Annotated in this window: 23 protein-coding genes; 16 read left to right on the top strand and 7 right to left on the bottom strand. The window is 70.4% G+C overall.

Annotation, left to right across the window (positions count from 1 at the left end; translation table 11 throughout):
- Nucleotides 1-195 precede the first annotated feature (195 nt).
- Complete coding sequence (locus tag ABIA33_RS07095) at nucleotides 196-633, top strand: NUDIX domain-containing protein (protein WP_370078273.1); 438 nt, start codon at nucleotides 196-198, stop codon at nucleotides 631-633.
- Here the strand turns inward: ABIA33_RS07095 and ABIA33_RS07090 are convergent.
- The 6 genes from ABIA33_RS07090 to ABIA33_RS07065 form a co-directional block, all read right to left on the bottom strand.
- Nucleotides 578-1,303 carry a dTMP kinase gene (locus ABIA33_RS07090; RefSeq protein WP_370078271.1) on the bottom strand — a complete coding sequence of 242 codons (726 nt, stop codon included), beginning with the start codon at nucleotides 1,301-1,303 and terminating at the stop codon, nucleotides 578-580. The two genes, ABIA33_RS07095 and ABIA33_RS07090, sit on opposite strands and share 56 nt — an antisense overlap.
- Before the next feature lie 3 nt (nucleotides 1,304-1,306).
- A complete protein-coding gene (locus ABIA33_RS07085) occupies nucleotides 1,307-2,107 on the bottom strand; it encodes an STM4013/SEN3800 family hydrolase (RefSeq protein ID WP_370078269.1) in 801 nt (266 codons plus the stop codon).
- Nucleotides 2,104-2,616 (bottom strand): hypothetical protein, encoded by a 513-nt coding sequence (locus ABIA33_RS07080; protein WP_370078267.1) that lies wholly within the window; start codon nucleotides 2,614-2,616, stop codon nucleotides 2,104-2,106. Before ABIA33_RS07080 ends, ABIA33_RS07085 begins: the two co-directional genes overlap by 4 nt.
- Entirely contained in the window at nucleotides 2,610-3,248 is a 639-nt protein-coding gene (locus ABIA33_RS07075; protein ID WP_370078265.1) for a dTMP kinase, read from the bottom strand. The genes ABIA33_RS07080 and ABIA33_RS07075 overlap by 7 nt, the downstream gene beginning before the upstream one ends.
- Nucleotides 3,245-4,243, bottom strand: a complete 999-nt coding sequence (locus ABIA33_RS07070; protein WP_370078263.1) for a radical SAM protein — start codon at nucleotides 4,241-4,243, stop codon at nucleotides 3,245-3,247. The genes ABIA33_RS07075 and ABIA33_RS07070 overlap by 4 nt, the downstream gene beginning before the upstream one ends.
- Nucleotides 4,244-4,363: 120 nt before the next feature.
- Nucleotides 4,364-4,543: a hypothetical protein gene (locus ABIA33_RS07065; RefSeq protein ID WP_370078261.1), complete on the bottom strand. Its 180-nt coding sequence runs from the start codon at nucleotides 4,541-4,543 to the stop codon at nucleotides 4,364-4,366.
- Between the two features lie 349 nt (nucleotides 4,544-4,892).
- Here ABIA33_RS07065 and ABIA33_RS07060 point away from each other — a divergent pair, with 349 nt between their 5' ends.
- Entirely contained in the window at nucleotides 4,893-6,029 is a 1,137-nt protein-coding gene (locus tag ABIA33_RS07060; RefSeq protein WP_370078259.1) for a helix-turn-helix domain-containing protein, read from the top strand.
- A 22-nt stretch (nucleotides 6,030-6,051) separates the two neighbouring features.
- The gene (locus tag ABIA33_RS07055) at nucleotides 6,052-6,624 is read left to right on the top strand and encodes an HD family hydrolase (RefSeq protein WP_370078257.1); all 573 of its coding nucleotides are present in this window, start codon (nucleotides 6,052-6,054) and stop codon (nucleotides 6,622-6,624) included.
- A 237-nt stretch (nucleotides 6,625-6,861) separates the two neighbouring features.
- On the opposite strand, the gene ABIA33_RS07050 is transcribed toward ABIA33_RS07055, so the two are convergent.
- Nucleotides 6,862-7,323, bottom strand: a complete 462-nt coding sequence (locus ABIA33_RS07050) for an ATP-binding protein (protein WP_370078255.1) — start codon at nucleotides 7,321-7,323, stop codon at nucleotides 6,862-6,864.
- 561 nt (nucleotides 7,324-7,884) lie between these two features.
- Between ABIA33_RS07050 and ABIA33_RS07045 the strand changes: the two genes are divergently transcribed.
- The 13 genes from ABIA33_RS07045 to ABIA33_RS06985 all read left to right on the top strand — a co-directional run bounded on the left by ABIA33_RS07045 (nucleotide 7,885) and on the right by ABIA33_RS06985 (nucleotide 19,919).
- Nucleotides 7,885-8,397: a prepilin peptidase gene (locus tag ABIA33_RS07045; protein WP_370078253.1), complete on the top strand. Its 513-nt coding sequence runs from the start codon at nucleotides 7,885-7,887 to the stop codon at nucleotides 8,395-8,397.
- Nucleotides 8,398-8,863: 466 nt separating this feature from the next.
- Nucleotides 8,864-9,514 carry a hypothetical protein gene (locus tag ABIA33_RS07040; RefSeq protein ID WP_370078251.1) on the top strand — a complete coding sequence of 217 codons (651 nt, stop codon included), beginning with the start codon at nucleotides 8,864-8,866 and terminating at the stop codon, nucleotides 9,512-9,514.
- 338 nt (nucleotides 9,515-9,852) lie between these two features.
- Nucleotides 9,853-10,389 carry a hypothetical protein gene (locus ABIA33_RS07035; protein ID WP_370078249.1) on the top strand — a complete coding sequence of 179 codons (537 nt, stop codon included), beginning with the start codon at nucleotides 9,853-9,855 and terminating at the stop codon, nucleotides 10,387-10,389.
- A 54-nt stretch (nucleotides 10,390-10,443) separates the two neighbouring features.
- Nucleotides 10,444-11,175, top strand: coding sequence for an SAF domain-containing protein (locus ABIA33_RS07030; protein WP_370078247.1), 732 nt, complete (start codon nucleotides 10,444-10,446; stop codon nucleotides 11,173-11,175).
- Between the two features lie 6 nt (nucleotides 11,176-11,181).
- Nucleotides 11,182-12,009, top strand: a complete 828-nt coding sequence (locus ABIA33_RS07025) for a hypothetical protein (protein WP_370078245.1) — start codon at nucleotides 11,182-11,184, stop codon at nucleotides 12,007-12,009.
- 49 nt (nucleotides 12,010-12,058) lie between these two features.
- Nucleotides 12,059-13,516, top strand: a complete 1,458-nt coding sequence (locus tag ABIA33_RS07020; protein WP_370078243.1) for a CpaF family protein — start codon at nucleotides 12,059-12,061, stop codon at nucleotides 13,514-13,516.
- A complete protein-coding gene (locus ABIA33_RS07015) occupies nucleotides 13,513-14,442 on the top strand; it encodes a type II secretion system F family protein (protein WP_370078241.1) in 930 nt (309 codons plus the stop codon). Before ABIA33_RS07020 ends, ABIA33_RS07015 begins: the two co-directional genes overlap by 4 nt.
- Nucleotides 14,439-15,350, top strand: coding sequence for a type II secretion system F family protein (locus ABIA33_RS07010; RefSeq protein WP_370078239.1), 912 nt, complete (start codon nucleotides 14,439-14,441; stop codon nucleotides 15,348-15,350). Before ABIA33_RS07015 ends, ABIA33_RS07010 begins: the two co-directional genes overlap by 4 nt.
- A 95-nt stretch (nucleotides 15,351-15,445) precedes the next feature.
- The gene (locus tag ABIA33_RS07005) at nucleotides 15,446-15,664 is read left to right on the top strand and encodes a hypothetical protein (protein WP_370078237.1); all 219 of its coding nucleotides are present in this window, start codon (nucleotides 15,446-15,448) and stop codon (nucleotides 15,662-15,664) included.
- Nucleotides 15,665-15,803: 139 nt separating this feature from the next.
- Nucleotides 15,804-16,211, top strand: coding sequence for a TadE/TadG family type IV pilus assembly protein (locus ABIA33_RS07000; protein ID WP_370078235.1), 408 nt, complete (start codon nucleotides 15,804-15,806; stop codon nucleotides 16,209-16,211).
- 50 nt (nucleotides 16,212-16,261) lie between these two features.
- The gene (locus ABIA33_RS06995) at nucleotides 16,262-16,741 is read left to right on the top strand and encodes a TadE/TadG family type IV pilus assembly protein (RefSeq protein ID WP_370078233.1); all 480 of its coding nucleotides are present in this window, start codon (nucleotides 16,262-16,264) and stop codon (nucleotides 16,739-16,741) included.
- Entirely contained in the window at nucleotides 16,738-17,202 is a 465-nt protein-coding gene (locus tag ABIA33_RS06990) for a TadE/TadG family type IV pilus assembly protein (RefSeq protein WP_370078231.1), read from the top strand. The genes ABIA33_RS06995 and ABIA33_RS06990 overlap by 4 nt, the downstream gene beginning before the upstream one ends.
- Nucleotides 17,199-19,919 carry a LysM peptidoglycan-binding domain-containing protein gene (locus ABIA33_RS06985; RefSeq protein ID WP_370078229.1) on the top strand — a complete coding sequence of 907 codons (2,721 nt, stop codon included), beginning with the start codon at nucleotides 17,199-17,201 and terminating at the stop codon, nucleotides 19,917-19,919. Before ABIA33_RS06990 ends, ABIA33_RS06985 begins: the two co-directional genes overlap by 4 nt.
- Nucleotides 19,920-19,945: the final 26 nt, after the last annotated feature.

Here is a 19,945-nt window from a genome sequence, read left to right as displayed (position 1 = left end):
ACCGTCAGCTTCCTCGCCCCCGTGAGGACCGTCCCGTTCACAGATACATCGAGAAGCGCTGTGGTGAGGTTTGCCCCTCTTGGGGCGGCGAACCCGATCGGGTGGATGCTTCCGACGGGGCGGTGAACGCCTGCGGCGGGGGTGGTTTCCGCGTAGCGTCGCACCCCAGGGACCCAGCTGATCGAGGAAGCCGCTATGGCGCAGAACGTAGGACACGGTGTTGGGGTGCATCTGATCCTGGTCAAGGAGGATCATATTCTGTTGGGGCAGCGGGCGAACACGGGCTTTGCTGATGGTTGGTGGCATGTTCCTGGTGGTCGGCTTGAACGCGGTGAGTCCCTTCCGGCTGGTGCGATTCGCGAGGCCCGTGAGGAGCTCGCCATCGAGATCGCTCCGGAGAGCCTGTCGTTCGTTCATCTGAATCACCATCTGGATGCTGATGGTGTTGCTCGGGTCGGGGTGTTCTTCACCGCGTTCCTCTGGTCGGGTGAGCCGGTGAACGCCGAACCGGAGAAGTGTTCAAAGCTGTCGTGGTTCCGTGTGGATGACCTGCCCGTCGATACGGTGGACTACGCGGTCACCGCGCTTCGTTACTGTCAGCAGGCGACGGTGTTTGGTACTCATGGCTGGTAGCCGGTTGCGCGTGTGGGGCTTGGGGTGAGTGCGCGGGCAGCAGGGCGATGACATTGGCGGCGATTTGTTCCGGGCTCCGGGCGTCTGTGTGGACGTGGCCGGCGGTGGGATCGCTCGCCGCCACCTCGTCGAAGTGAGCTTGCAGCCGCCGTAGGCGGTCGAGGCTCATTTCTGGTCGGCCTGAGCCTTGGCGCTCCGTGCGCGTGCGGGAGCGGCGCATCAGCTCCGCGGTGTCGGTATGCAGATACACGGTTAGGTCGGGTCGGGCGAGGTAGTCCAGAAACGGCTCGATCATCTGGCGCGCATCCTGGTTGGAGATGCGATGCGTGGCGGAGTGGTTGGCGATGACGGAGCTGATGTAGCGGTCGACGATGACTGGACCCCGGGTCAGGGCTGCGCGGGCGAGGTCGGAGACGTGCAATGCGCCGCTTAGGTAGAACGCCAGGTGCGTGAGTGCTGCCGCCTGCTGATTGATGAAGGACTGGAGGGAGCTGAGTGGGTCTGGGGCGGTGTGGAATCGGGGGCAGTCCAGCCTGGCGGCGAGGAGCTTCGCCAGTGTGGATTTTCCGCTGCCGCCCACTCCTTCCAGCGCGAGGAAACAGCCTTCGCGCGCTGACCTTTGTGCCTGGTACGACACGGTTGTCGTGTCCTCGGTGGGGGCGTCGCGCATCCGTCAGCCCACCAGCGTCTCGGCGTAGGGAACGGTGAATACGGCAGGGTGGGCGATGCCGTGGCCGGTGAATCCGTCGTCGCCGAATGTGTCGCCGTGGTCGGCGGTCGCCACGACCAGCCACGCCCCGAATGCGGGCAGGGCGTCCAGCAGTCGGCCGAGCTGGCCGTCGGCGTAGGCCAGGGCCGCCGCTTGGGAGTCAGTGCTGTCGATACCGTCGGAGTCGGTCACGTAGTGGTGGTGGGGGATGTGGGTGGCGGAGACGTTGAGGAAGAGCATCACCGGCTGTCTGTTCTGTACGTCGTTCAGGAGGGACAGGGCGCGGTCGACCTGGTGGCGGGTGGAATCCGGCTCTGCGGAGGCGAATGCCGGTTCCCAATGGTCCTCGGTGAAGTAGTCCGGCAGGGTGGAGCCGAGTGGGGTTTCCCTGGAGAAGTAGGAGACGCCGCCGATGCACACGGTGCGGTAGCCGAGGTCGGCGAGGCCGGTGATGATGTCGGGGGCGTCGAAGACGTAGGTGGTGGGACGGATGGCTTTCCCGACGGGCGGGCGGCATTCCCACAGGCGGGACGGTGGGGTCGGCAGGGCGGGCTTGGGCAGGAATCCCGCAAAGAATGCCTGGTGGGCCGGGTAGGTGAAGGTGCCTGGGGTATGGCGGCGCTCCCACTGGCCGCTGGGCAGGATCGCGCTCAGGCACGGGGTTCGGCCCGTTGCAGTGGTCTGGTGGGCGACGTCGTAGCGTAGCGAGTCGAGGGTGACGAACAGGATGTGGCGACCGGGGATGCAGGCCGTGGTGTCGATCACCCCGCTCCCTCCTCCCGGGTCGTGGCCCATGCCTGCTGGAGCTCTGCGGCACGGTCCTCGATGGTCCCTTTGGCCTGGTCGTTGACCGGTAGCGGGGCCCGGTTGATGGCCATCCGTTCGCCCAGGTCGGCCAGCGCGGCGCCCCCGATGATGTGTCCGTCGGCGCGGTACAGGCGGATGCTGGTCACGTCGTCGGTCGTGGTGATGCGGCCGCCGGGGGCGCTCAGCGTGTCCTGGCACCACAGATGGTAGTCCAGGGTCCCGGTACCGGCGTAGGTGGCGCGTGCGGCCCAGCTGTCGGCGTTGATGACGCCGCGCAGGAACGTGCGGGCGAAGAGTTCCGAGGTGGTGTCGCCGTCGTGGGTGACCACTGCTTGGGACACCTGCTGGGTGCGGATCAGCAGGGCACCCAGAAGCCAGGCCGCCCCGGGGGACAGTTCGGTGGCGGCCCGCCCGGACACGTGGTCGTGGTGTACGACGGCAGCGAAGTTGGTGTCAGTGGTCAGCATGCTCGCTCCTTCACGGCGAGCCATGCCGTGTCGGCGACCTCGGCGATGGTCATGCCGTCGGTGACGATGCCCACGGCGTTCGGGTCGTCCTCGGCGAACTGCACGTACAGGCTGACCAGGCGGGTGAGGACCTGCGGGTTGTCCAGAAGGTGCCGGTCCGAGGGCGACAGGTCGGGCTTGTCGGCCATGCGGCGTCGCAACTCGGAGGCGCTGGTGTGCAGGTAGAGGGTGATACCGGGGCGTACCAGGTAGGGGGTGAACGGGTGGAGCATCTCTTGGACCTTGCGCACCTCGATGCCGTTCACGGCAGCGTGGTTGGCGATCACGGAGGTGGCATACCGGTCGGCTACCACGTGCCGGCGCGGCAGATACGCGCGGATGCTGTCTGAGGCGTGCAGGAGGCCGGTCAGGTAGAAGGCGAGTTGGGGCAGCGGCAGGCAGTGCCCGTTGACCCAGCCGGAGAGCTTGGACAGTGGCTGCGGGATGGTGTGCAGGGTCGCGGCGGGGAGTTCTGCGCCCAGGTGGCGCACCAGGGTGGTTTTGCCGCAGCCGGATACGCCTTCCACGGCCACGAACCTTCTGCTGTGCGGGGCCTGGTCGTCGGGCCGGTAGGCGCTGGGTAGGTGCGTCACAGGATTCCCTCCGTGAAGGCGGCGACATGGGCGGCGACGGACCGAAGCGTGTCGTTGTCTTCGACGGTCAGATCCAGCCGCAGGTCATCGCGGAGCAAGCAGGGCGACAGGGCGCCGTCGTGGTTGAGCCGAAGAGCCCAGAACCCCTCTACGCACACTGTCTTGAGGGGGCAGGTGCCGCACTGGCCGACGTGGTGTCGTCCCAAGGTGTGGTCGATGACCTCCACTTCCACGCCGTCCACGGCGAAGACCCGGCGGCCCTGTCCGACGCCCGCGACTTCCACGCGTTCGGGCGATGCCGCCCGAAGCCGGGCCAGGAGCCGGCTCATGGCCGCGGCCGGGTTGGGGCGTCCTGTGTTGTGCGGGGTGCCGACCAGTTCGATGAACTGCACCGGTAGGCGCCGCTCCAGCGCGTAGTCCAAGATGGCGTCCAGCTCGTGCGCGTTGACGTCCTGGACAAGGGTGTTGAGTTCGACCCGCTCGAAGCCGTCGCGGGCGGCATCGATGCCGTCCAACACCCGCGCCACCGGCAGGGGCGTCTTGGCGATGGCATGGAACGACGCGTCGGACAGGTAGTGCAGCGACACCTTGACCTTGTCGATGGCGCAGGTCCGCAGCCAGGGCATCGCCTTGCGTAACGGCAGTCCGTTGGTGATGAGCGCGGCCGTCACGTCATCGCCGGTCCATTCCCGGCACGACGTGAGCACGGGCTTGGCCAGCGGGGAGGCCAGGGGTTCACCGCCGGTGAAGTACACCCGGCGGATCCCCGACCTGACGAGGGAGGCGATCCGGGCCGTCATCCATGGGCCGTCTACCCGCCGCTTGCGTGGTTGTGTCGTCGGGTCGGAGCGGTACAGGTGGGGTGGCACGTCGGCCTCGTTGTGGCAGAACCAGCAACTGATCGGGCAGCGTGGAGTGAGAGAGACGCGGAGCTGTCCGCGGAGGGCGGCGAAGTTGGCCAGCGCGGTGGTGTCAGCGGGCGCGGGTGCGTACACGGTGGTGCACCTCCTATGAGTGGTGCCTGAGGCTGGACGGGCGCGCGGCGGCCCCGCTGCAGGGGGAACAGAGTCCAGGGCCGCCGCATCCGCCCGGAGCGCCGGGCGGGGCTTGTGGGACTACCGGGGTCGGCGCCGGTGGCGGCAGTCCGGACAGCTGCACGGCGGAAAGTCCCCCGCTGCCCGGTAGAGCTCGGCGGCGATCGGAGTGGTGACGTCGACCACCTCTGCCTCCCGTACTTCCTGGCGTTCCTGCGTGGCGGGGTTGAGGGTGTAGACGGCGATGGTCATCCGGGTCATGGGCGTCCACCACCCTCGCCACCCTGGGGTTCACGCGTGCGAGGCGTGAATATCTCTTCCGGACCGGGCAGCGAGGGGCGCGGGACGAGCGGGCACGGGAAGGTTCCTGGGCAGTGCGTCCCTGGTGATCGGTGGGGGAGCGGTGCCTCGGCGGTCGCGTTCATGTCGTGACTCCGTTCGCATGCACTCTGTCCGGGTGGTTCTGCTTGGCGGGACGTCTCGCGCCGCTACGCTGGTAGTGGCCTGAAGCGGCTGAACGTCCTTGGCTACGACGCTAGGTCGCTCGGCATCGTGAATCGACAGACTGCGGGTACGCGTTCTCGGAGGCCGCAGGCACGGGGGAGACCGGATGGCTATCAGAAAGCTGACCGCCAGTCAGCCCGAGCTGGCGCGCGTCCGCGAGGGCGTCATCACCGGCTATCTGTTCAAGATCATCAGAGAGTCGATTCCCCGCACCCAGGACGAATTAGCGGAAGATCTGGGCGTCGACAAAAGCACCGTCCAGGGCTGGGAGTCGGGACGGCGCCCCCTGCCTGCTACGAAGGCCGGGAACCTGATCGCGATCCGCAGGCGACTGCTGCGTCTGGGTGCTTCCGCGAACCTCGTGCAGCTGATGCACACCTCCATGGACGCGGACTTCATCCTCGGCGTCCTGTTGGCCGAGCCGACCACGGGGCGCCTGGCAGGGGACCACCCGTTAGCGGGATGGGTGCTGAACCGGGACACCACGCACATGCTCGCGTGGGCGATGAGCGGCATCCTGCCGGGATCCGTCGCTGCCAACACCGATACGCCCTCGGCCCGTCGCGGCCCGGTCGCGGTCGCCCCACTCCTGGGCCAGCCTGAGCGAGAGCAGGTCTTCGCCAGCCTCCGACACGCAGCTGAGCTGGCGGAACGCGCGGGCGACGACGGCGCGCTGCTGCGCCGGCAGGCCCGCTACCTGTGCGGGTACGACCGCACCCCCGACGCCACAACCTGGCTGGCACGCGCGCAGCGCCCTCGCAAAGCCCCGGCAGGCTGGTCCCCGCAGTGGGCCGAAGACCGCTCCCTGGCTGCCTCGTTGGCCCGCCGCGGCGACCCGGAGCAACTGCTGGACTTCATCGCCCGGTCTTTGGGGGATGACGCCAGCGAGGCCGCGAACCTCAACTACTGGGCGCACTGGGTCGGCGTCGATACCCGGCCCCAGAGTGACGACTCCTTCATGGCGCGGCAGACGCCCGGCTGGGACGCCGCCGCGCTGTTGCGAAACTTCACCGACCGACTCGCGCGCGCCTTCGAATACACCGACCTGTACGCCCACTCGGTGTGGGCGCTGCTGTCCGCGCGGCCGGGACTCCTGAGCGCGGACCGGGCCCTGGCTTGCGACCTGGCCGCCAGCGTTGGCCAACTTCTGGACGGCGACGCGATTTCCCCGCAGTCCCGCCGGGAACTTCAAGCCGTGCATTACGGTCTACGCCTGAGTGGCGTCAGCACTGATCGCCCTTGAACGAGTACCGGAGGACTGCGGGATGACGGACCAGCACGCGGCGGGCACGGCAGGGTTCCTCTTCGAGACCGGGATGCTCAAGAGGGCCAAGCGCTCCGGCTGGTGGATCGCCGGTGTGAAGGATCCGGAGACCATTGCGGAGCACTCGTTCCGGACCGGGATCATCGGCGCGGTCCTCGCGATGATGGAGGGCGCGGACCCGGCGAAGGTCGCCCTGCTGTGCCTGTTCCACGACACGCAGGAGACCCGCGTCAGCGACATCCCCCACATCGGCCGCCGCTACTTGGACGCCATGTCGAACGAGGGCGTGACCGCGGACCAGGTGTCGGGCGCCTACCCGGCCGTTGCGGAAGGCGTGCAGAAGATCGTCGCGGAGTACGAGAACGGCAGCTCCCCCGAGGTCGAGGTCGCCCACGACGCCGACAAGCTGGAATGCCTCATCCAAGCAGTCGAATACCGCGAACAGGGCTACCAGAACGTGCAGAACTGGATCGACAGCAGCTTGGCCAAGCTCAAGACCGAATCCGCCCGAACCCTGGCCGAGGCAGCACTCAATATGACATCGCTCGAGTGGCAGCAGACGTACCTGCGTTGACGCTGGAACTCCGTGGCCCACGAGCCTGTGGGTCGTCAGAGCAGGGACCGCGCACTTGAGGTTGACGCTGTCGTCGACGGAGGATGCGGCGTATGACAGCCGTACAGCTGAGACCCTTACGCTCCGAGCCCCTGCCGTTCAGTGTCGTGAAGGCGGACGGTGCAGTGACCCTCTACTTGACTGCGACGCCATCGTCTCGGGCGTCGACCGGCCCTGGTCCCGGTGGCTTTTCCCTGGTCAGAATCGCGGCGGCAGGGCGAGGGCGTACCAGGAGATCTTGAAGCCGGGGTAGACACGGAAGCCCCAGCATCCCATCGAGAGGCTGTCAACGATCTGCAGCCCGCGCCCTCCCTCGCTGATCCTGCCGAGTAGGGCGTCGGGACCCGCGCCGCAGTGCGCCAGGAGGTCACTGGGCGCGCGCTCGACCAGCTCGGGCACGGCCGATGTCCGGTCCTGGACCTCGATGATCGCCTCAGCCTGGGTACGGCGAACCCGAAGCTGGTACGGCCCCTGTGCGTGGCGAGTGTTGGAGACGAGTTCGGTGACCATGACGAGGGCGTCCTCGATCCGGTCCTCGGTGATACCGAGCCCGACGAGGCAGGGGCGCAGGTGTTCGCGGGCCTGGGCGGCGGGGCTGACGGTGTCACGGTTCCAGGCCAGCAGGGTGCGGTGCGGCTGGGGGGAGCGGTGCTTGTTCACCGTCGTGCCTCACGACGTGCGGAGTGGCGGGGCCGGTGGGTCGAGCGGCGGTGTCGGCCGGGCCCGGGGCGTAGGCGGGCGCGGGTGTCGGCGGCAAGTAGGGCGAGGTTCGTGGGGGTGAGGTGGGCGACTGCGAGCAGTGACACGAGCAGGAGCGTCAGCACGGAGACCTCCGTGGCCGGAATGGTTGCTGACGAACACCACACCCTGAGCAGCGCGGCGAGCGGAACCGTTCTCCGTGAGGTTTCACCAGTTCCCACCTGCGGGTTCGGCTCGGGCGCGGAGCGCTGCCCGAGTCCCTGGGGGAGTCGGGCACGGGGAGAGCGGGTCGCACGTTCGGGTGCATCACGGTGGTCCTGTGCGTGAGCGACCGTGGGCGAGGGCAGGTGCCGACGCTGCCGGACACTGACCGTCCGCGCTCCATCCGATTTGTCCGGGGGCCTCGCCGTGGCCGATTCACCCTGCTGGTCCTCGCCATCTGATGTTCTGCGCGCGCAGGAGGATGCGAGCGCTGCGCCGGAGGCGATCAGACCGGTGGACATCGTGATGCGGTGCCGCTGGGTGATCGCCGGTCTCGCCTTGCTGGTGGGGGCGGCGCTCGTGTGGCGGGTGGGACTGCGGTGGGATCTCCCGGCATACGTCTTCGTGCTGGCGGTACTCGGTCCGGTGCTCATGGTCGTGGACCTGGAACTGATGCGCCTGCCGAACCGGATCGTCCTGCCGGCCGTCCCCGTGCTGCTCGTCCTGCTGGGCACGGCGGCCCTCGGATGTTCTGACGGAGGCGCCTCGCTGAGGCGTGCCCTGCTCGGGGCAGTTGCTGCCGGGCTGTGCCTGGGAGCGGTCGCGTGGCTCTTGCCGCAAGGGCTCGGCTGGGGCGACGTGAAGGCAGTGACTGGGCTGCTGGGGCCCCTCGCTGGCTGGACCTGCTGGTCGGGGCTTGCATGGGCTGGAGTCGTGGCGTTCACCGGGGCGGCCCTGACAGCGGCGGTCACGCGCCGTGCGGCGGTGGCCATGGGGCCGTTCTTGTTTGGTGGCGTGCTGGTCATCGTGCTCTGGGCTGGCCCTCCGCGCTGATGTACCGGCCTCCCGGTGCGCCGAGTAGGACGGTCGGCTTGTAGGCGTGGTGTCAACGATGCCGGTCTGGGGCGCTCAGTTGGGTGGATTCCCGGAATAGATGGAAACCGTGTGATGTGGCTTGCGTTTCCGCCTGTGAGTTGAGAGCAGCGGCCAGATCGATGCCAAGCCGTCACGCAGCTGGGGAGGAGGACGGATGACGGGGTCCAGGTTGCAGCAGCGTCTGAACACCGGAGCCCTTGGCGGGTCGACAGGTTCAGGCGGTGGCTGGGGCTTGTCGGCCCCCACGGAGCTGGAGATCCATGAAAAGTCATACCGCAACTGGGTTGGTACCGAGGGGGGCTGTCCTCCGTAGAGGTGGCATCCAGGGCATGTCGGGTCCATCGGGCACCGGGGATCCCATAAACCAGTCACACGGATCGCTCGCGGGGCCATCGGGCCCCGCGGTGGAGAAGGGGTGAGGTTCATGACTGCAACCATTGGTCACGGCAGGCGGCTTGGCGTCGCGCTGGGCGTACTGCTGGTCCTCGTCGGCGTCGTCGGCTGCTCCGGGACGGGGAACGGTGCGAGGCCGGGCAGCGTGGACGGGGTGTCGCGCTCGACGAGTGCGTCACCGAGCCCGTCACCGTCGGTGTCTATGTCGGCGGGCCTGGCGTTGCCGGTGCCGTGGGCGTCGCAGTCAGGGACAGCGGCACAGCAGACCGCGGCCGTTGAGGCGCTGGCGGCGTACCGGGGGATGTGGACTGACCTGGAGCGGCTGGGCCGCACTCCGATGACGGGATTCAAGGACCCGACGCTGGCCACGCACATGCTCTATCAGCCGCTGCACGACTGGTCGCAGACGCTGGCGGACGAGGCGAAGCGCGGCGAGGTCTCCACTGGTGAGGCCGTGATCGACCCGCGTGTCGTCAAGGTCGACACCAGTCCGAGGCCGACCCAGGTGGAGATCGCCGACTGCTTCGACAACACGAGGTGGCCGGTCGTGGACGCCAGGACCCTCAAGCCAGTCGACAACACTCCCGGCACTAGGCGCCGGACCGAGGCACTCGCGACACTGGACATCGACGGCTACTGGAAGGTGACGCAGCAGGTCTTCGGGGAAGCGGGCTCGTGCTGACCGCCGCGCCGGTCCGCGTGTTGGCGATCACGCTCCTGCTGGCATCATCCAACGCCGCGATGGTCAACGGCGCGTGGGCCCGTGGAACCGGCCCGGGACAGGGCGTTAGCGTCCCCTGCCGGGGAAGCAGTTGTTCGCTGACTGCCTGGACCAGCGATTCGACTCCGATGCGGCCCTCCTCCGACAGCGTCCCGGCCCACGGCGGCGGTTCGGGGCCGAAGTGCACGGTCGTGCCAGTGTCGGGTGGTCCGACGACGGCTCCTGACGGCTCGAAGTGGGTGGACTACCGCCGCGACTGTGGGGGGCCGTACCCGCAAGGGATGTTGGGAGGGGTGGGGTTGCCGTTCTCGGCCCCGGTGGGCGCGCTGGCGGCGGTTCCGGTCGTGGATCCGCGCGTAGTGGCGCTGCAGGCAGAGAAGCAGCTGGCGCTGCCCCGTCCGGTTGTGGCGATGAGCCCCTCAACCTTCCAGGTGGTGAACGTCCCGACCTGGTTCTGGCTGGACGAGGGCTCCCTGCGGCCGGTGTCGGCAACGGTGCAGGTGCCCGGAGTGGCGGTCACGGCGGTGGCGACCGCCGCGTCGGTGACCTGGGATCCGGGGGACGGCGGCACGCCCGTGGAGTGCGCGGGTCCCGGGACGCCGTTCGTGCGGGGTGACGACGGGTCGAAGCCGTCGCCGGACTGCGGCTACCGCTACCGGCGTGGATCGGCAGCGGCTGAGGGCGGGGTCTTCACGGTGACGGTGACTGCGCACTGGCGAGTGACCTGGAGCGGGGCCGGACAGGGCGGGGTCTTCCCGGATCTGACCACGACCGCGCAGGTCCCGGTGCGGGTGCAGGAGGTGCAGGTCCTGGTTGAGGGGCGCCCCGGCGGCTGAGGCCGAGTACGGGCACTGATGCGCACGGCAGTTCACGAGAGACGGGAGCGACTGATGGCAGTGAGAACGGACGGATTCGGCGGGGTGTTCGCCCAGCGCGGGGAAGCGGCGAAGAACGGGGCGGGAGATGCGGGTAGGTCTGGCGGTCCCGGCCTTCGGGCGGGGATGACGCCGGCTCGGGCGCGTCGACGGCGTAGCTCGCTGATGGCGTGGGCGGCGGGCGGTTTGGTCGTGGTCTGCGTGCTGGGGGTGCAGTGGCGGGTCTCGGCGGCTGGGGAGCGGGTGCACGTCCTGGCGCTGGCGCGGTCGGTCCCGGCAGGGAAGGTGCTGGTGGCCGGTGATTTGACGGAGGTCTCCTTGCCGTTGGACAGCGGGGTCGCGGCGCTGCCCGTCGGCGAGGAGTCGCGGGTGGTGGGACGCCGGGTGGCGGAGCCGTTGTGGGCGGGCGCTCCGCTGGCGGCGCAGGCGTTGGCCGATCCCGGGCCGGGGGCGGGGTGGCAGGTGGTGCCGCTGTCGGTGAAGGAGGGCCGCTATCCGCCGGCGCTGGCCCCGGGGGCTGAGGTCGTGGTCTACGACGGCGCCGGCGCGGCGAGCGGGCCGACGGGCGGCAGTTCTGCCACCTCCGCCGCACCAGGTGCGGTGTCGGCGCTGGTGCTGGGGGTGAGCGCGGGGAGTGCGACGCCTGGCGCGGAGGTCGTAACTGTGCGCTGCGCGGTGGCGGATGCGGCGGTCTTGGCGCAGGCGGCGAGTCCGCTGGTGGCGCTGGCTTCGACGGAAGGGCGGTGAGCGGTAGTGGCGCTGGTTGTGGTGGGAAGTGCGAAGGGCGGTACCGCGGCGACGACAGTCGCGCTGGGATTGGCGGGAGCCGCGGCGGTGCGGGGCGGCCCGGAGGTGGTGCTGCTGGAGGCGGACTCGTCGGGCGGCGATCTGGAGCTGGACTTCGACGTTCCGGCCGCCTCGGGCCTGGTGGCGCTGGCGGCGGCGGCCCGGCGCGGCGGCATGACCTCGGTCCTGTTGCGCGCGCATGCCCAACTCCTGTCGTCAGGGGTGCGGGCCGTGCATGCCCCGGTGGCCTTCGGGCAGGCTCGCACGGCGCTGGAGGCGTTGGAGCCGCTGTGGCGGGCGGACCAGTTCGAGGACCTGCTGGTGGTCGCGGACGTGGGTGCGCTGACCACGAGTCGGGCCACCGAGTTGGTCTCCCTGGCGGACGTGGTGGTGCTGGCCAGCGGCGGGAGCCGGGTGCAGCTGACCCACACGGCTGATGCGATCGGCGTGATCCTGGCGCCCACGGTGGCGGTCGCGGTCACTGGCGAATGCGCCTACGGGCCCGAGGAGATCGTCGCGCACCTGGATGCGACGGACTGTGCGTTGCTGCCGCACGACCCCCTCAGTGCGGCAGTTCTCCGCGGTGCCCGGGTCCCCAAGCGGGCCGGTCAGTGGCGGCGGGCTGCTGCTCGCTTCCCGCTGCTCCACGCGGTCAGTGAGCTCGGTACGCGGCTGGAGTCGCATCTGCCCGCGTCCAAGGTGCCGGACCCCGACCCGGCGGGCACAGCCTGGCCGGCGCGGACCGGTGCCGGTCCAGAACCACTGGCCAGCGCGCTCGCCGCACTTGAGCACTGATCCGCGGCACCGCGATCCCGCACACCCTCCAGGCAAGGAGACGCCGTCCATGACGACGCATCACATTCCATCACCCTCACCGCCACTGGAGGCGGGCGACCGCGGACAGGAGCAGGCACTGGCGAACACCCTGCGCGAGCGCGTCGCAGCCAGGTTGGTGGCCCGCTCCCGTGAGCGCGAGGCCGAGGGCACCGGGCTACCGGAGTCCGAACGGCGCGCGCTCGGGCAGCGCTGGCTGGGCGAGGAGTGGGAGTTCGACACCGCCGACCGGCTGATGCACGGGCTCCCGCCGCTCGATGCCGGGGTGGAACGGCGGGTGCTTCGCCTGGTCGAGGACGCGCTGTTCGGCCTGGAGGGACTGCAGCGGCTGCTGGATGATCCGGGGATCGAGAACATCGACGTGGTCGGCTGCGACCAGGTGTTCGTGCGCTACGCGGACGGCCGAAGGTCCCAGGTTGATCCGATCGCCTCCTCGGACGAGGCGCTGGTGGAGCTGCTGCGCACGGTCGCGGCCCGGGCAGGCCAAGAGGAGCGGCGCTTCGACCGGGCCACTCCCCGGTTGAATCTGAACCTTCCCGACGGGTCGCGGATGTTCGCACTGATGTCGGTGTGCGACCGGCCGAGCGTGGCGATCCGCCGCCACGGCTTCCCGGACGCGACGCTGCCGCAGCTGCGCGCAATGGGGATGCTGACCGAGGCGAGCGAGCGGTTCCTGCGGCTGATGGTGCGGGCGCGGCGCAACGCGGTCGTGTCGGGCGGTACGAACGGCGGCAAGACGACGCTGTGCCGCGCGCTGCTGGCCGAGGTGGAGCCCTGGGAGAAGCTGGTGACCATCGAGGACACCTTCGAACTGGGGGTGCACCTGGACGGTCGGCACCCCAACACGGTGGCGCTGCAGGCTCGCGAAGCCAATCTGGAGGGCGTGGGCGCGATCGACCAGGCCGAGCTGGTGCGCTGGGCGCTGCGGATGTCCCCGGACCGGGTCATCGTCGGCGAGATCCGCGGGGCCGAGATCGTCCCGATGCTGAACGCGATGTCGATGGGCAACGACGGCAGCACCTCGACCATCCATGCCAGCGACTCCCAGCAGGTGTTCACCAAGTTGGCGGCCTACGCCGCCCAGTCGCCCGAGCGGCTGTCGATGGAGGCCACGAACCTGCTGGTCGCCTCGGCCGTGCACTTTGTGGTCCACCTGGGCCGGGACCGCCAGGGGCGCCGCTGCCTGTCCTCGATCCGCGAGGTGGTCGGCGCGGACGGCATGCACGTGGTCTCCAACGAGATCTTCGCGTCCGGCCCGGACGGGCTGGCAGTGCAGGTCTGCCAGCTGCAGGAGGCGACCCAGGCCGCCTTCGACCGCGCCGAGGCCGACCTCGATGCCGAGACGGTCAGCTGGCCCGATCCGGACGACCGGGGCGGCAAGGGCGCTGCGGACAGCCGCGAGGTTCGCGCAGGTCGGGACTATGCGGACGAGCGCGGTGCGCGGATCGGCTGGGGGTGGCAGGGATGAGCGTCGGTATGGACCCGCTGACGGTCGCACTGGGCGTCGGCCTGGCACTGGGTGTTGCCGGTATGGGCCACGCGCTGCGCAGGCAGCCCACGCGCAGGCCAGACCACGGCCCGGGCCCCGACGCCGAACCGCTGCCGGACCCGCTGGCCGCCTGGTGGCAACGCACGCGTCCGCTGGTCCTCAGCCGGCGCACCCTGCTGTGCCTGGCGGTCGGGACCGCTGGTCTGCTGCTGACCGGTTGGCCGCTGCTGCTGCCGATGGGGGCCGCTGCCGCGTGGACGCTGCCGGGGCTGCTGGGTTCCGACCGCGCTCAGCAGCAGCGGGTGCGGCGCATCGAGGCCCTGGCGACCTGGACCGAGCAACTGCGCGACACCCTGGCCGCAGCGTCCGGGCTGGAGCAGGGCATCCGCGCCACCGCGTCGCTCGCCCCGGAGGCGATCCGCCCCCAGGTAACCGCCCTGGTGGCGAACCTGGACGCCCGGATGCGACTGCCCCAGGCACTGACCCTGTTCGCCGAGGAACTCGCCGACCCTGCCGCCGACCTGGTCGCCATCGCGCTGATCAGCGGAAGTGCACGCCAGTCCGGGCGCCTGGCCGACCTGCTGGGCACCCTGGCTGCCTCGTCCCGCGCCCAGGTCGTCACCCGGGTCCGCGCCTCGGCCGCCCGCGCCAGCACCCGCACCTCGGTGCGCGTCATCACCATCACCACATTCGTCCTGGCAGCCGCGCTGATCGTCATCAACAGCTCCTTCCTGCGGCCCTACCAGAGCCTGGGCGGGCAATTGGCACTGGCGGCCGTGGCCGGGATCTTCACCCTCGCCTTCCACTGGCTGGTGAAGATCAACACGTTCCCGGAGCCGCCGAGGCTCCTCAACCCGCACACCGCCGCCGCCCACCTCACCCCCACCGCCGGAGGCCCGCGATGATCGTCAACCTGCTCCTGGGCAGCGGCGCCGGGCTCGGCCTGTTCGGCCTGCTGTACGTACTGCGCCCCGCCCAACGCCCGGCGCTGGGTGACGCGCTCGCCCACCTCCACGCCCCCGCCGCCGTCCACCTCCCGCCACCGGCACCGGTGGCGGCCGCCGGGCAGGACGGATGGTCGGTGCGCACCGGCCTCCTCCTGGCCCCGGCACTGCGCGAACTCGGACTGCCCGGCACAAGTCAGGCCGCCGACCTGGCCTGCCTGGACGCCGACCCGCAACGGCACCTGGCCGAGAAGGCCACCGGCGCGCTGGCGGGGCTGCTGCTCCCGTACGTCGGCTACGGCCTGCTGGTCCTGCTCGGAGCGCACGGCAGTTGGGCGACATGGGGATGGGCCTCCCTGGTCCTGGCCGCGGCCGGGTTCTTCGCCCCCGACTTCTCGCTTCGCTCGCGGGCCGAGGCCAGGCGCGCCGAGACCCGCTACGCGCTCTCGCTGTTCCTGGAGATGACCGCCATCGCCCTGTCGGGCGGCGCCGGCGTGCACCAGGCCCTGTCCCAGGCCGCCGCCTGCGGACAGGGCGCCGCGTTCGCCGACTTCCGCAACGTCCTGGCGGAGGCGGCGATCACCCGCACCCCGCCCTGGGGGCCGCTGGGACGCCTGGGTCACAAGCTCGGCGTGTCCGAACTGGAGGAGCTGGCCTGCACCATCCAACTGGCGGGCAGCGAGGGGGCGAAGGTGCGCGCCTCGCTCATTGCCAAGGCCGAGTCCCTGCGCGTCCACCTGTTGGCGGCCGACGAGGCCCACGCCGGAACCGCCACCGAGCGGATGAGCCTGCCGGTGGTCCTGCTGCTGTCCGGGTTCCTGCTTTTCATTGGCTATCCGGCGGTCATCAATGCTTTCCACGGCCTGTAGAAGATCGCTGGGTTCGCGTGAACTGAAGCACTGTCAGGCAAAGGCTGCGAGTCCTTCGGCCGCGCCCTCTTCCCCTTCTCGAACGGAGCACCCTCATGCGCTACATCCTTGCCACCGCCGGTCTGCGCACCACCGTCCGCGCTCACTGCGCCTGGACGTCGCTGCGCGACCGCCTGTACACCGCCGCCCGTCGCGACGACGGCTACAGCACCGAGACCGGGGTGATCACCGCTCTGCTCGTCATCATCGCCATTGCTGTCATGACGGCACTGGGACAGAAACTCATGGACAAGGTCAACTCCATCTCCATGTAGCCCCGGTGGACGCCCCGGCCCGCATCGTCGGACCGGGCGCCCACCGGAGCCGAAGCCTCCCGACACCTACCGGAAGGAGCCCGCGCCCGTGGCTCATCACCCCGCCCGCGTATCCGCTCGATCTCGGCGGCGCCCTCATGTGCGCGCAGCCGCGGTGCGCGCGGCCCGCAGCGACCGGGGTGCGGCCAGCGCCGAACTCGTCGTCGCGGCGCCGCTCCTGCTGCTGCTCTTGCTCGCGATCGTGCAGTTCGCCGTTGCTGAGCACGCCCAGCACCTGGCCCAGGCTGTCGCGGACCGCGCCCTGGCCGTCGCCTGCGCGCAGGACTCCACCGCGCAGGCCGGCCAGGCCGAAGCCGAGGGACAGCTCGCAGTCCTGGCCGGCCCCAGCCTGCAACACCCGAAAGTCACCGTCACTCGAACCGCTACCGGCGCGGACGTGGAGATCAGCGGCGAGGCGGCTGCCGTCTTCCCGGGCCTGCACCTGCGCGTGGACGCCCACACCAGCGGCCACATCGAGAGGTTCACGACACCCCAACCTGGCAACTGAGCACCCAGACATCCCCATCCACTGCCCGTCCCTTACGAAGGGGGAGCGCCATGAGGTCCCGTAGCGGCGACCCCGGTCCGCGCCGAGGTGCCGTACTGCCGCCGATCCGCGACGACCGGGGATCAGCCAGCACCGAACTGGCACTGGCAGCACCACTGCTGGTCCTCATGCTGCTGATCGTCATCGGCTTTGGTCGGGCGGTGAACGCGCACCTGGACGTCTCCGACGCCGCCCAGCAGGCCGCCCGCGCCGCCTCACTGGACCGTACCCCCGGCGCTGCCGCCGCTGACGCCCAGCAGACCGCCGCCGATGTGCTGGCGCGGGCCGGGCGCTCCTGCCATGACCTGAGGACCACTGCTGACACCAGGGACTTCACCCCCGGCGGAAAGGTCACGGTCAGCGTCGACTGCACTACCGACCTCACGGACCTGGGCATCCCATTCCCGGGAATCCGGCACACCACCACCGGCAGCGCCTCGTCGCCCCTTGATCCATACCGCGCAGCGCCGGACTCGGGAGGGGCACCGTGAACCGTCCAGCCCACCGCCCGCACCCCAGTGCCGGCCGCCGGAGTGCCCCACGACCGGGCCCCGACACGGACCAGGGGAGCGTCACCGCGTTCACAGCCGTCGTGTTCCTGGCCCTGCTCGGGTTCGCCGGACTGGTCGTCGACGGCGGCATGGCCCTGGACGCACGCGTCCAGGCACTTGGCCAGGCCGAGGACGCAGCCCGCGCCGGAGCCGGCGCCATCGACACCGAAGCCCTGCGCCTCGAAAACCTCGTCGCCCTGCGGCCCGAGGTCGCCCAGCAGCGGGCCCTGGACTATCTCAGCGGCAGCGCAGCGACCGGCACCGCGCTCGCCGACACGCAGAGCGTCACAGTCACCGTCACCGTGCACACCCCCACCCACCTGCTCTCGCTCTTCGGCGTCCCCGAGATCACCGAATGCGCAAGCGCCACCGCCCACCCCGTCACCCAGGCCACCCCGTGACCGGCACCTCCGCATCCGCGCGGCTGCTCCCGCTCGTCCGCGCAACCGGCGGCGCCCTGCTACTCGCCGGCCTGCTGGCCGGGATGCCCCTGGCCCTGACCCGGTGGGGAGCCGGGCTGCTGCCGGGACACTGGCCCGGTGGACGCGCGCTACTGATCATGCTGGAGAACCCGCTGCCCAGCACCCTCCTGGAGTTGCTGGTGCTGGCCGGCTGGGGCATCTGGGTCGTCCTGGCCCTCTCCACCGCACGCGAGCTGTGCTGGTACGCCGCCCACCTCCCGGCTCTGCTGCGACAGGGCGGCGACCTCGGCCAACTCACCGCCCGGCGCGGGGTGGCAGCCGTCCTGCTGGCCGCTCTCGTCTTGGGCCTGGTCGCTTCCCTTCGAGCCGTGCCTCCGGCACCGCAGCACGGTCCCGGCCTGGTCACGGCCGCGTTCACCCGCCCCGTCGCGACAGCTCCGGCCGTCTCCGGCCAGGCACCCACGACTACGGCCTCCGTCGCGGCCACCGCGCCGGCGGTGTGCGAGGTCCGACGCGGCGACACCCTGTGGGATCTGGCGCGCCGTCACCTGGACGACCCGCTGCGCTGGAAGGAGATCTACGAGCTCAACCACGGCCTGGTCCAGGCCGACGGCCGTGCCCTGCGCGACCCGGACTGGATCTACCCCGGCTGGCGGCTCCAACTGCCCAGCAGTCCTCGAGCCTCGGCTCCTCCGTCCGCGCCGGGATCCGGCACGGCGCCTACCGGGACGCCCCGGGGCACCGCCACCGCACCGTCCCCCTCCGGTACGGCGGCCGCCGCCCCCACCGCCGCTCCACCGCTCCCGAGCGGCAGCACGCACACCCCAGTAGTTCCCGGCCCGAGCAATGCGACTCACGCCTCCCGTCCGGCAGGCAGTCGACTGCCCGGCGGAGCCGGGTACATCGACGCCGCTCTGCTCGCCGCCCTCAGCGGTGCCGCCGCCCTACTGCTGGCCCGACGCCGAGCTCGCCCGCACCAACCCGCCGAGCCCCGCGCCTACCAGCAGCCCCAGCCCGCCGGACCCGAGGAGGCACCGCTCGTCGACGCGGTGCGCCACCTCCACCGCCTCCAAGGTTCCAACACCCAAGCGCCCTCCGAGGGTTCAGCGTCCCTGGCCGCCAGCGGCGACACGACACTGAGCCTGAGCGACCTGCTCGACCGCTCGCCAACCCGCCAGCTGTCGCTGACCGGCCCCGGCGGAGCCGACGCGGTCCGCGCACTGCTCGCCTCCGTTCTGACCGCGGCCACGCCGACCGAACACCTGGTCGTGCCCGCTACCGATCTGGACGAACTGGCCCCGGCCCTGACCGGCACCCGTTTCCCCCAACTCCTGGTCGCCGCCGACGGCGAGGCCGCCCTGACCGCGCTCGAGGAACACGCCCTGCGCGCAGCCCGAGCCCGGCACGGTGGCGACACCGCGCCGTTCCCGCGCCTGGTTCTGGTCGCGGACCTCGACCAGCGACAGCACCAACGCCTGGCCGCGCTCCTGCGTACCGACCAATGGGGCACCCTGGCCGCCGTCCATCCCAGACCCACGCCGGACGCCGATCACTACGTCATCGCCGACGACGGCCTCTGCGCCCGGCAACCGGTGTCGGGAGGTGAAACCGCCGCACAGACCCTGCGTTTCTTCCACCTCCGCACACAGGCAGCCGACACTTTACTGCGACTCGTCAGAGCCCATCGCGAGGAAACCACGGAACCGAATCCACCCTCATTTCCACGCGGCACGGAATCAAATATCAGCGTTCCGCTGAGCGACGGCGCCGAAACCCCGACGGAAATTCCGTCGCCCGCGATCCAGGAAGAACCACCCCTTCCTGAGGGCCACAGCGGCACGTTCCCGCCCGTGGCCCCCGTGGCGGCTCCACGATCGGCCGCCACACCTGCTGGGACAGCGGTTGCCACCGCGACATCGGTGCGACTGAACCTCCTCGGCCCGCTCACCGTCGAGGTACGTGGCGAGCCCCTCGAACGCGGCATCCGCGGCAACGTAGGCGACTTGCTCGCCTACCTCGCCGTGCACCCCGAGGGCAGGAGCAAGGACGCCATCATCACCGCCCTATGGCCCGAGCAGGACGACCCCGAAGCAGCCGCCAAGACCTTCGACAACACCAAAAGCACAGCCCGCGGCGCTCTACGCGCTGCCCTCGAGCACAGCCGCTCGATTGCCGTCTTCGTCCAGTCCGGCAGTCTGTGGCGACTGGACCCGAATCTCATCTCCAGCGACCTTGACGATCTGCGCGAGGCCTTCCGCCAGGCCCACGCTGCAGGTCGAGACGCCGAGGCCCGCCTCGACGCTTGCCGGCGCATCGCCGAACTCGACACCGGCGTCCTGCACGCCACGAGCGACTCCGAATGGCTGGACATCCACCGCGAGGACCTGCGTCGCCGCACCCTGGACGCTCTGAACATCCTGGCCGGGGAACCCGGTCTCGCCCCGGAACAGGTCCTCGTCCATCTCGACCACGCCTTGCGCCTGGACCCCTACAACGACCAGCTCTACCTGCGCCAGGCCCGTCTGCACGCCGACCTGGGCAACCCGGACGCCGTCCGCCGCACGATGAACCGGCTTCAGCAACGGCTCAAAGAGATCAGCACTCGCCCCGACCCCGCTGTCCTGGGCGCCTTCCACCTTCTCCTCGGCTCACCCGCCCCTGCGTCAGGCTCCACGCCCGCCCGCCTCCGCCGTTGACAAATCCCCATTGCTGAGCGATCAAT

Origin of the sequence: Streptacidiphilus sp. MAP12-16 (genome assembly GCF_041262165.1) — a bacterium.
Lineage (GTDB): Bacteria > Actinomycetota > Actinomycetes > Streptomycetales > Streptomycetaceae > Streptacidiphilus.
This window is presented reverse-complemented; position numbering and strand designations above follow the sequence as displayed.

Coding starts and splice junctions, on each gene's coding strand:
- ABIA33_RS07005 (WP_370078237.1), top strand. CDS start 15,446: ATGCGCTACATCCTTGCCACCGCCGGTCTGCGCACCACCGTCCGCGCT.
- ABIA33_RS07095 (WP_370078273.1), top strand. CDS start 196: ATGGCGCAGAACGTAGGACACGGTGTTGGGGTGCATCTGATCCTGGTC.
- ABIA33_RS06995 (WP_370078233.1), top strand. CDS start 16,262: ATGAGGTCCCGTAGCGGCGACCCCGGTCCGCGCCGAGGTGCCGTACTG.
- ABIA33_RS07020 (WP_370078243.1), top strand. CDS start 12,059: ATGACGACGCATCACATTCCATCACCCTCACCGCCACTGGAGGCGGGC.
- ABIA33_RS07090 (WP_370078271.1), bottom strand. CDS start 1,303: ATGCGCGACGCCCCCACCGAGGACACGACAACCGTGTCGTACCAGGCA.
- ABIA33_RS07065 (WP_370078261.1), bottom strand. CDS start 4,543: ATGACCCGGATGACCATCGCCGTCTACACCCTCAACCCCGCCACGCAG.
- ABIA33_RS07055 (WP_370078257.1), top strand. CDS start 6,052: ATGACGGACCAGCACGCGGCGGGCACGGCAGGGTTCCTCTTCGAGACC.
- ABIA33_RS07060 (WP_370078259.1), top strand. CDS start 4,893: ATGGCTATCAGAAAGCTGACCGCCAGTCAGCCCGAGCTGGCGCGCGTC.
- ABIA33_RS07030 (WP_370078247.1), top strand. CDS start 10,444: ATGGCAGTGAGAACGGACGGATTCGGCGGGGTGTTCGCCCAGCGCGGG.
- ABIA33_RS07040 (WP_370078251.1), top strand. CDS start 8,864: ATGACTGCAACCATTGGTCACGGCAGGCGGCTTGGCGTCGCGCTGGGC.
- ABIA33_RS07015 (WP_370078241.1), top strand. CDS start 13,513: ATGAGCGTCGGTATGGACCCGCTGACGGTCGCACTGGGCGTCGGCCTG.
- ABIA33_RS07080 (WP_370078267.1), bottom strand. CDS start 2,616: ATGCTGACCACTGACACCAACTTCGCTGCCGTCGTACACCACGACCAC.
- ABIA33_RS07010 (WP_370078239.1), top strand. CDS start 14,439: ATGATCGTCAACCTGCTCCTGGGCAGCGGCGCCGGGCTCGGCCTGTTC.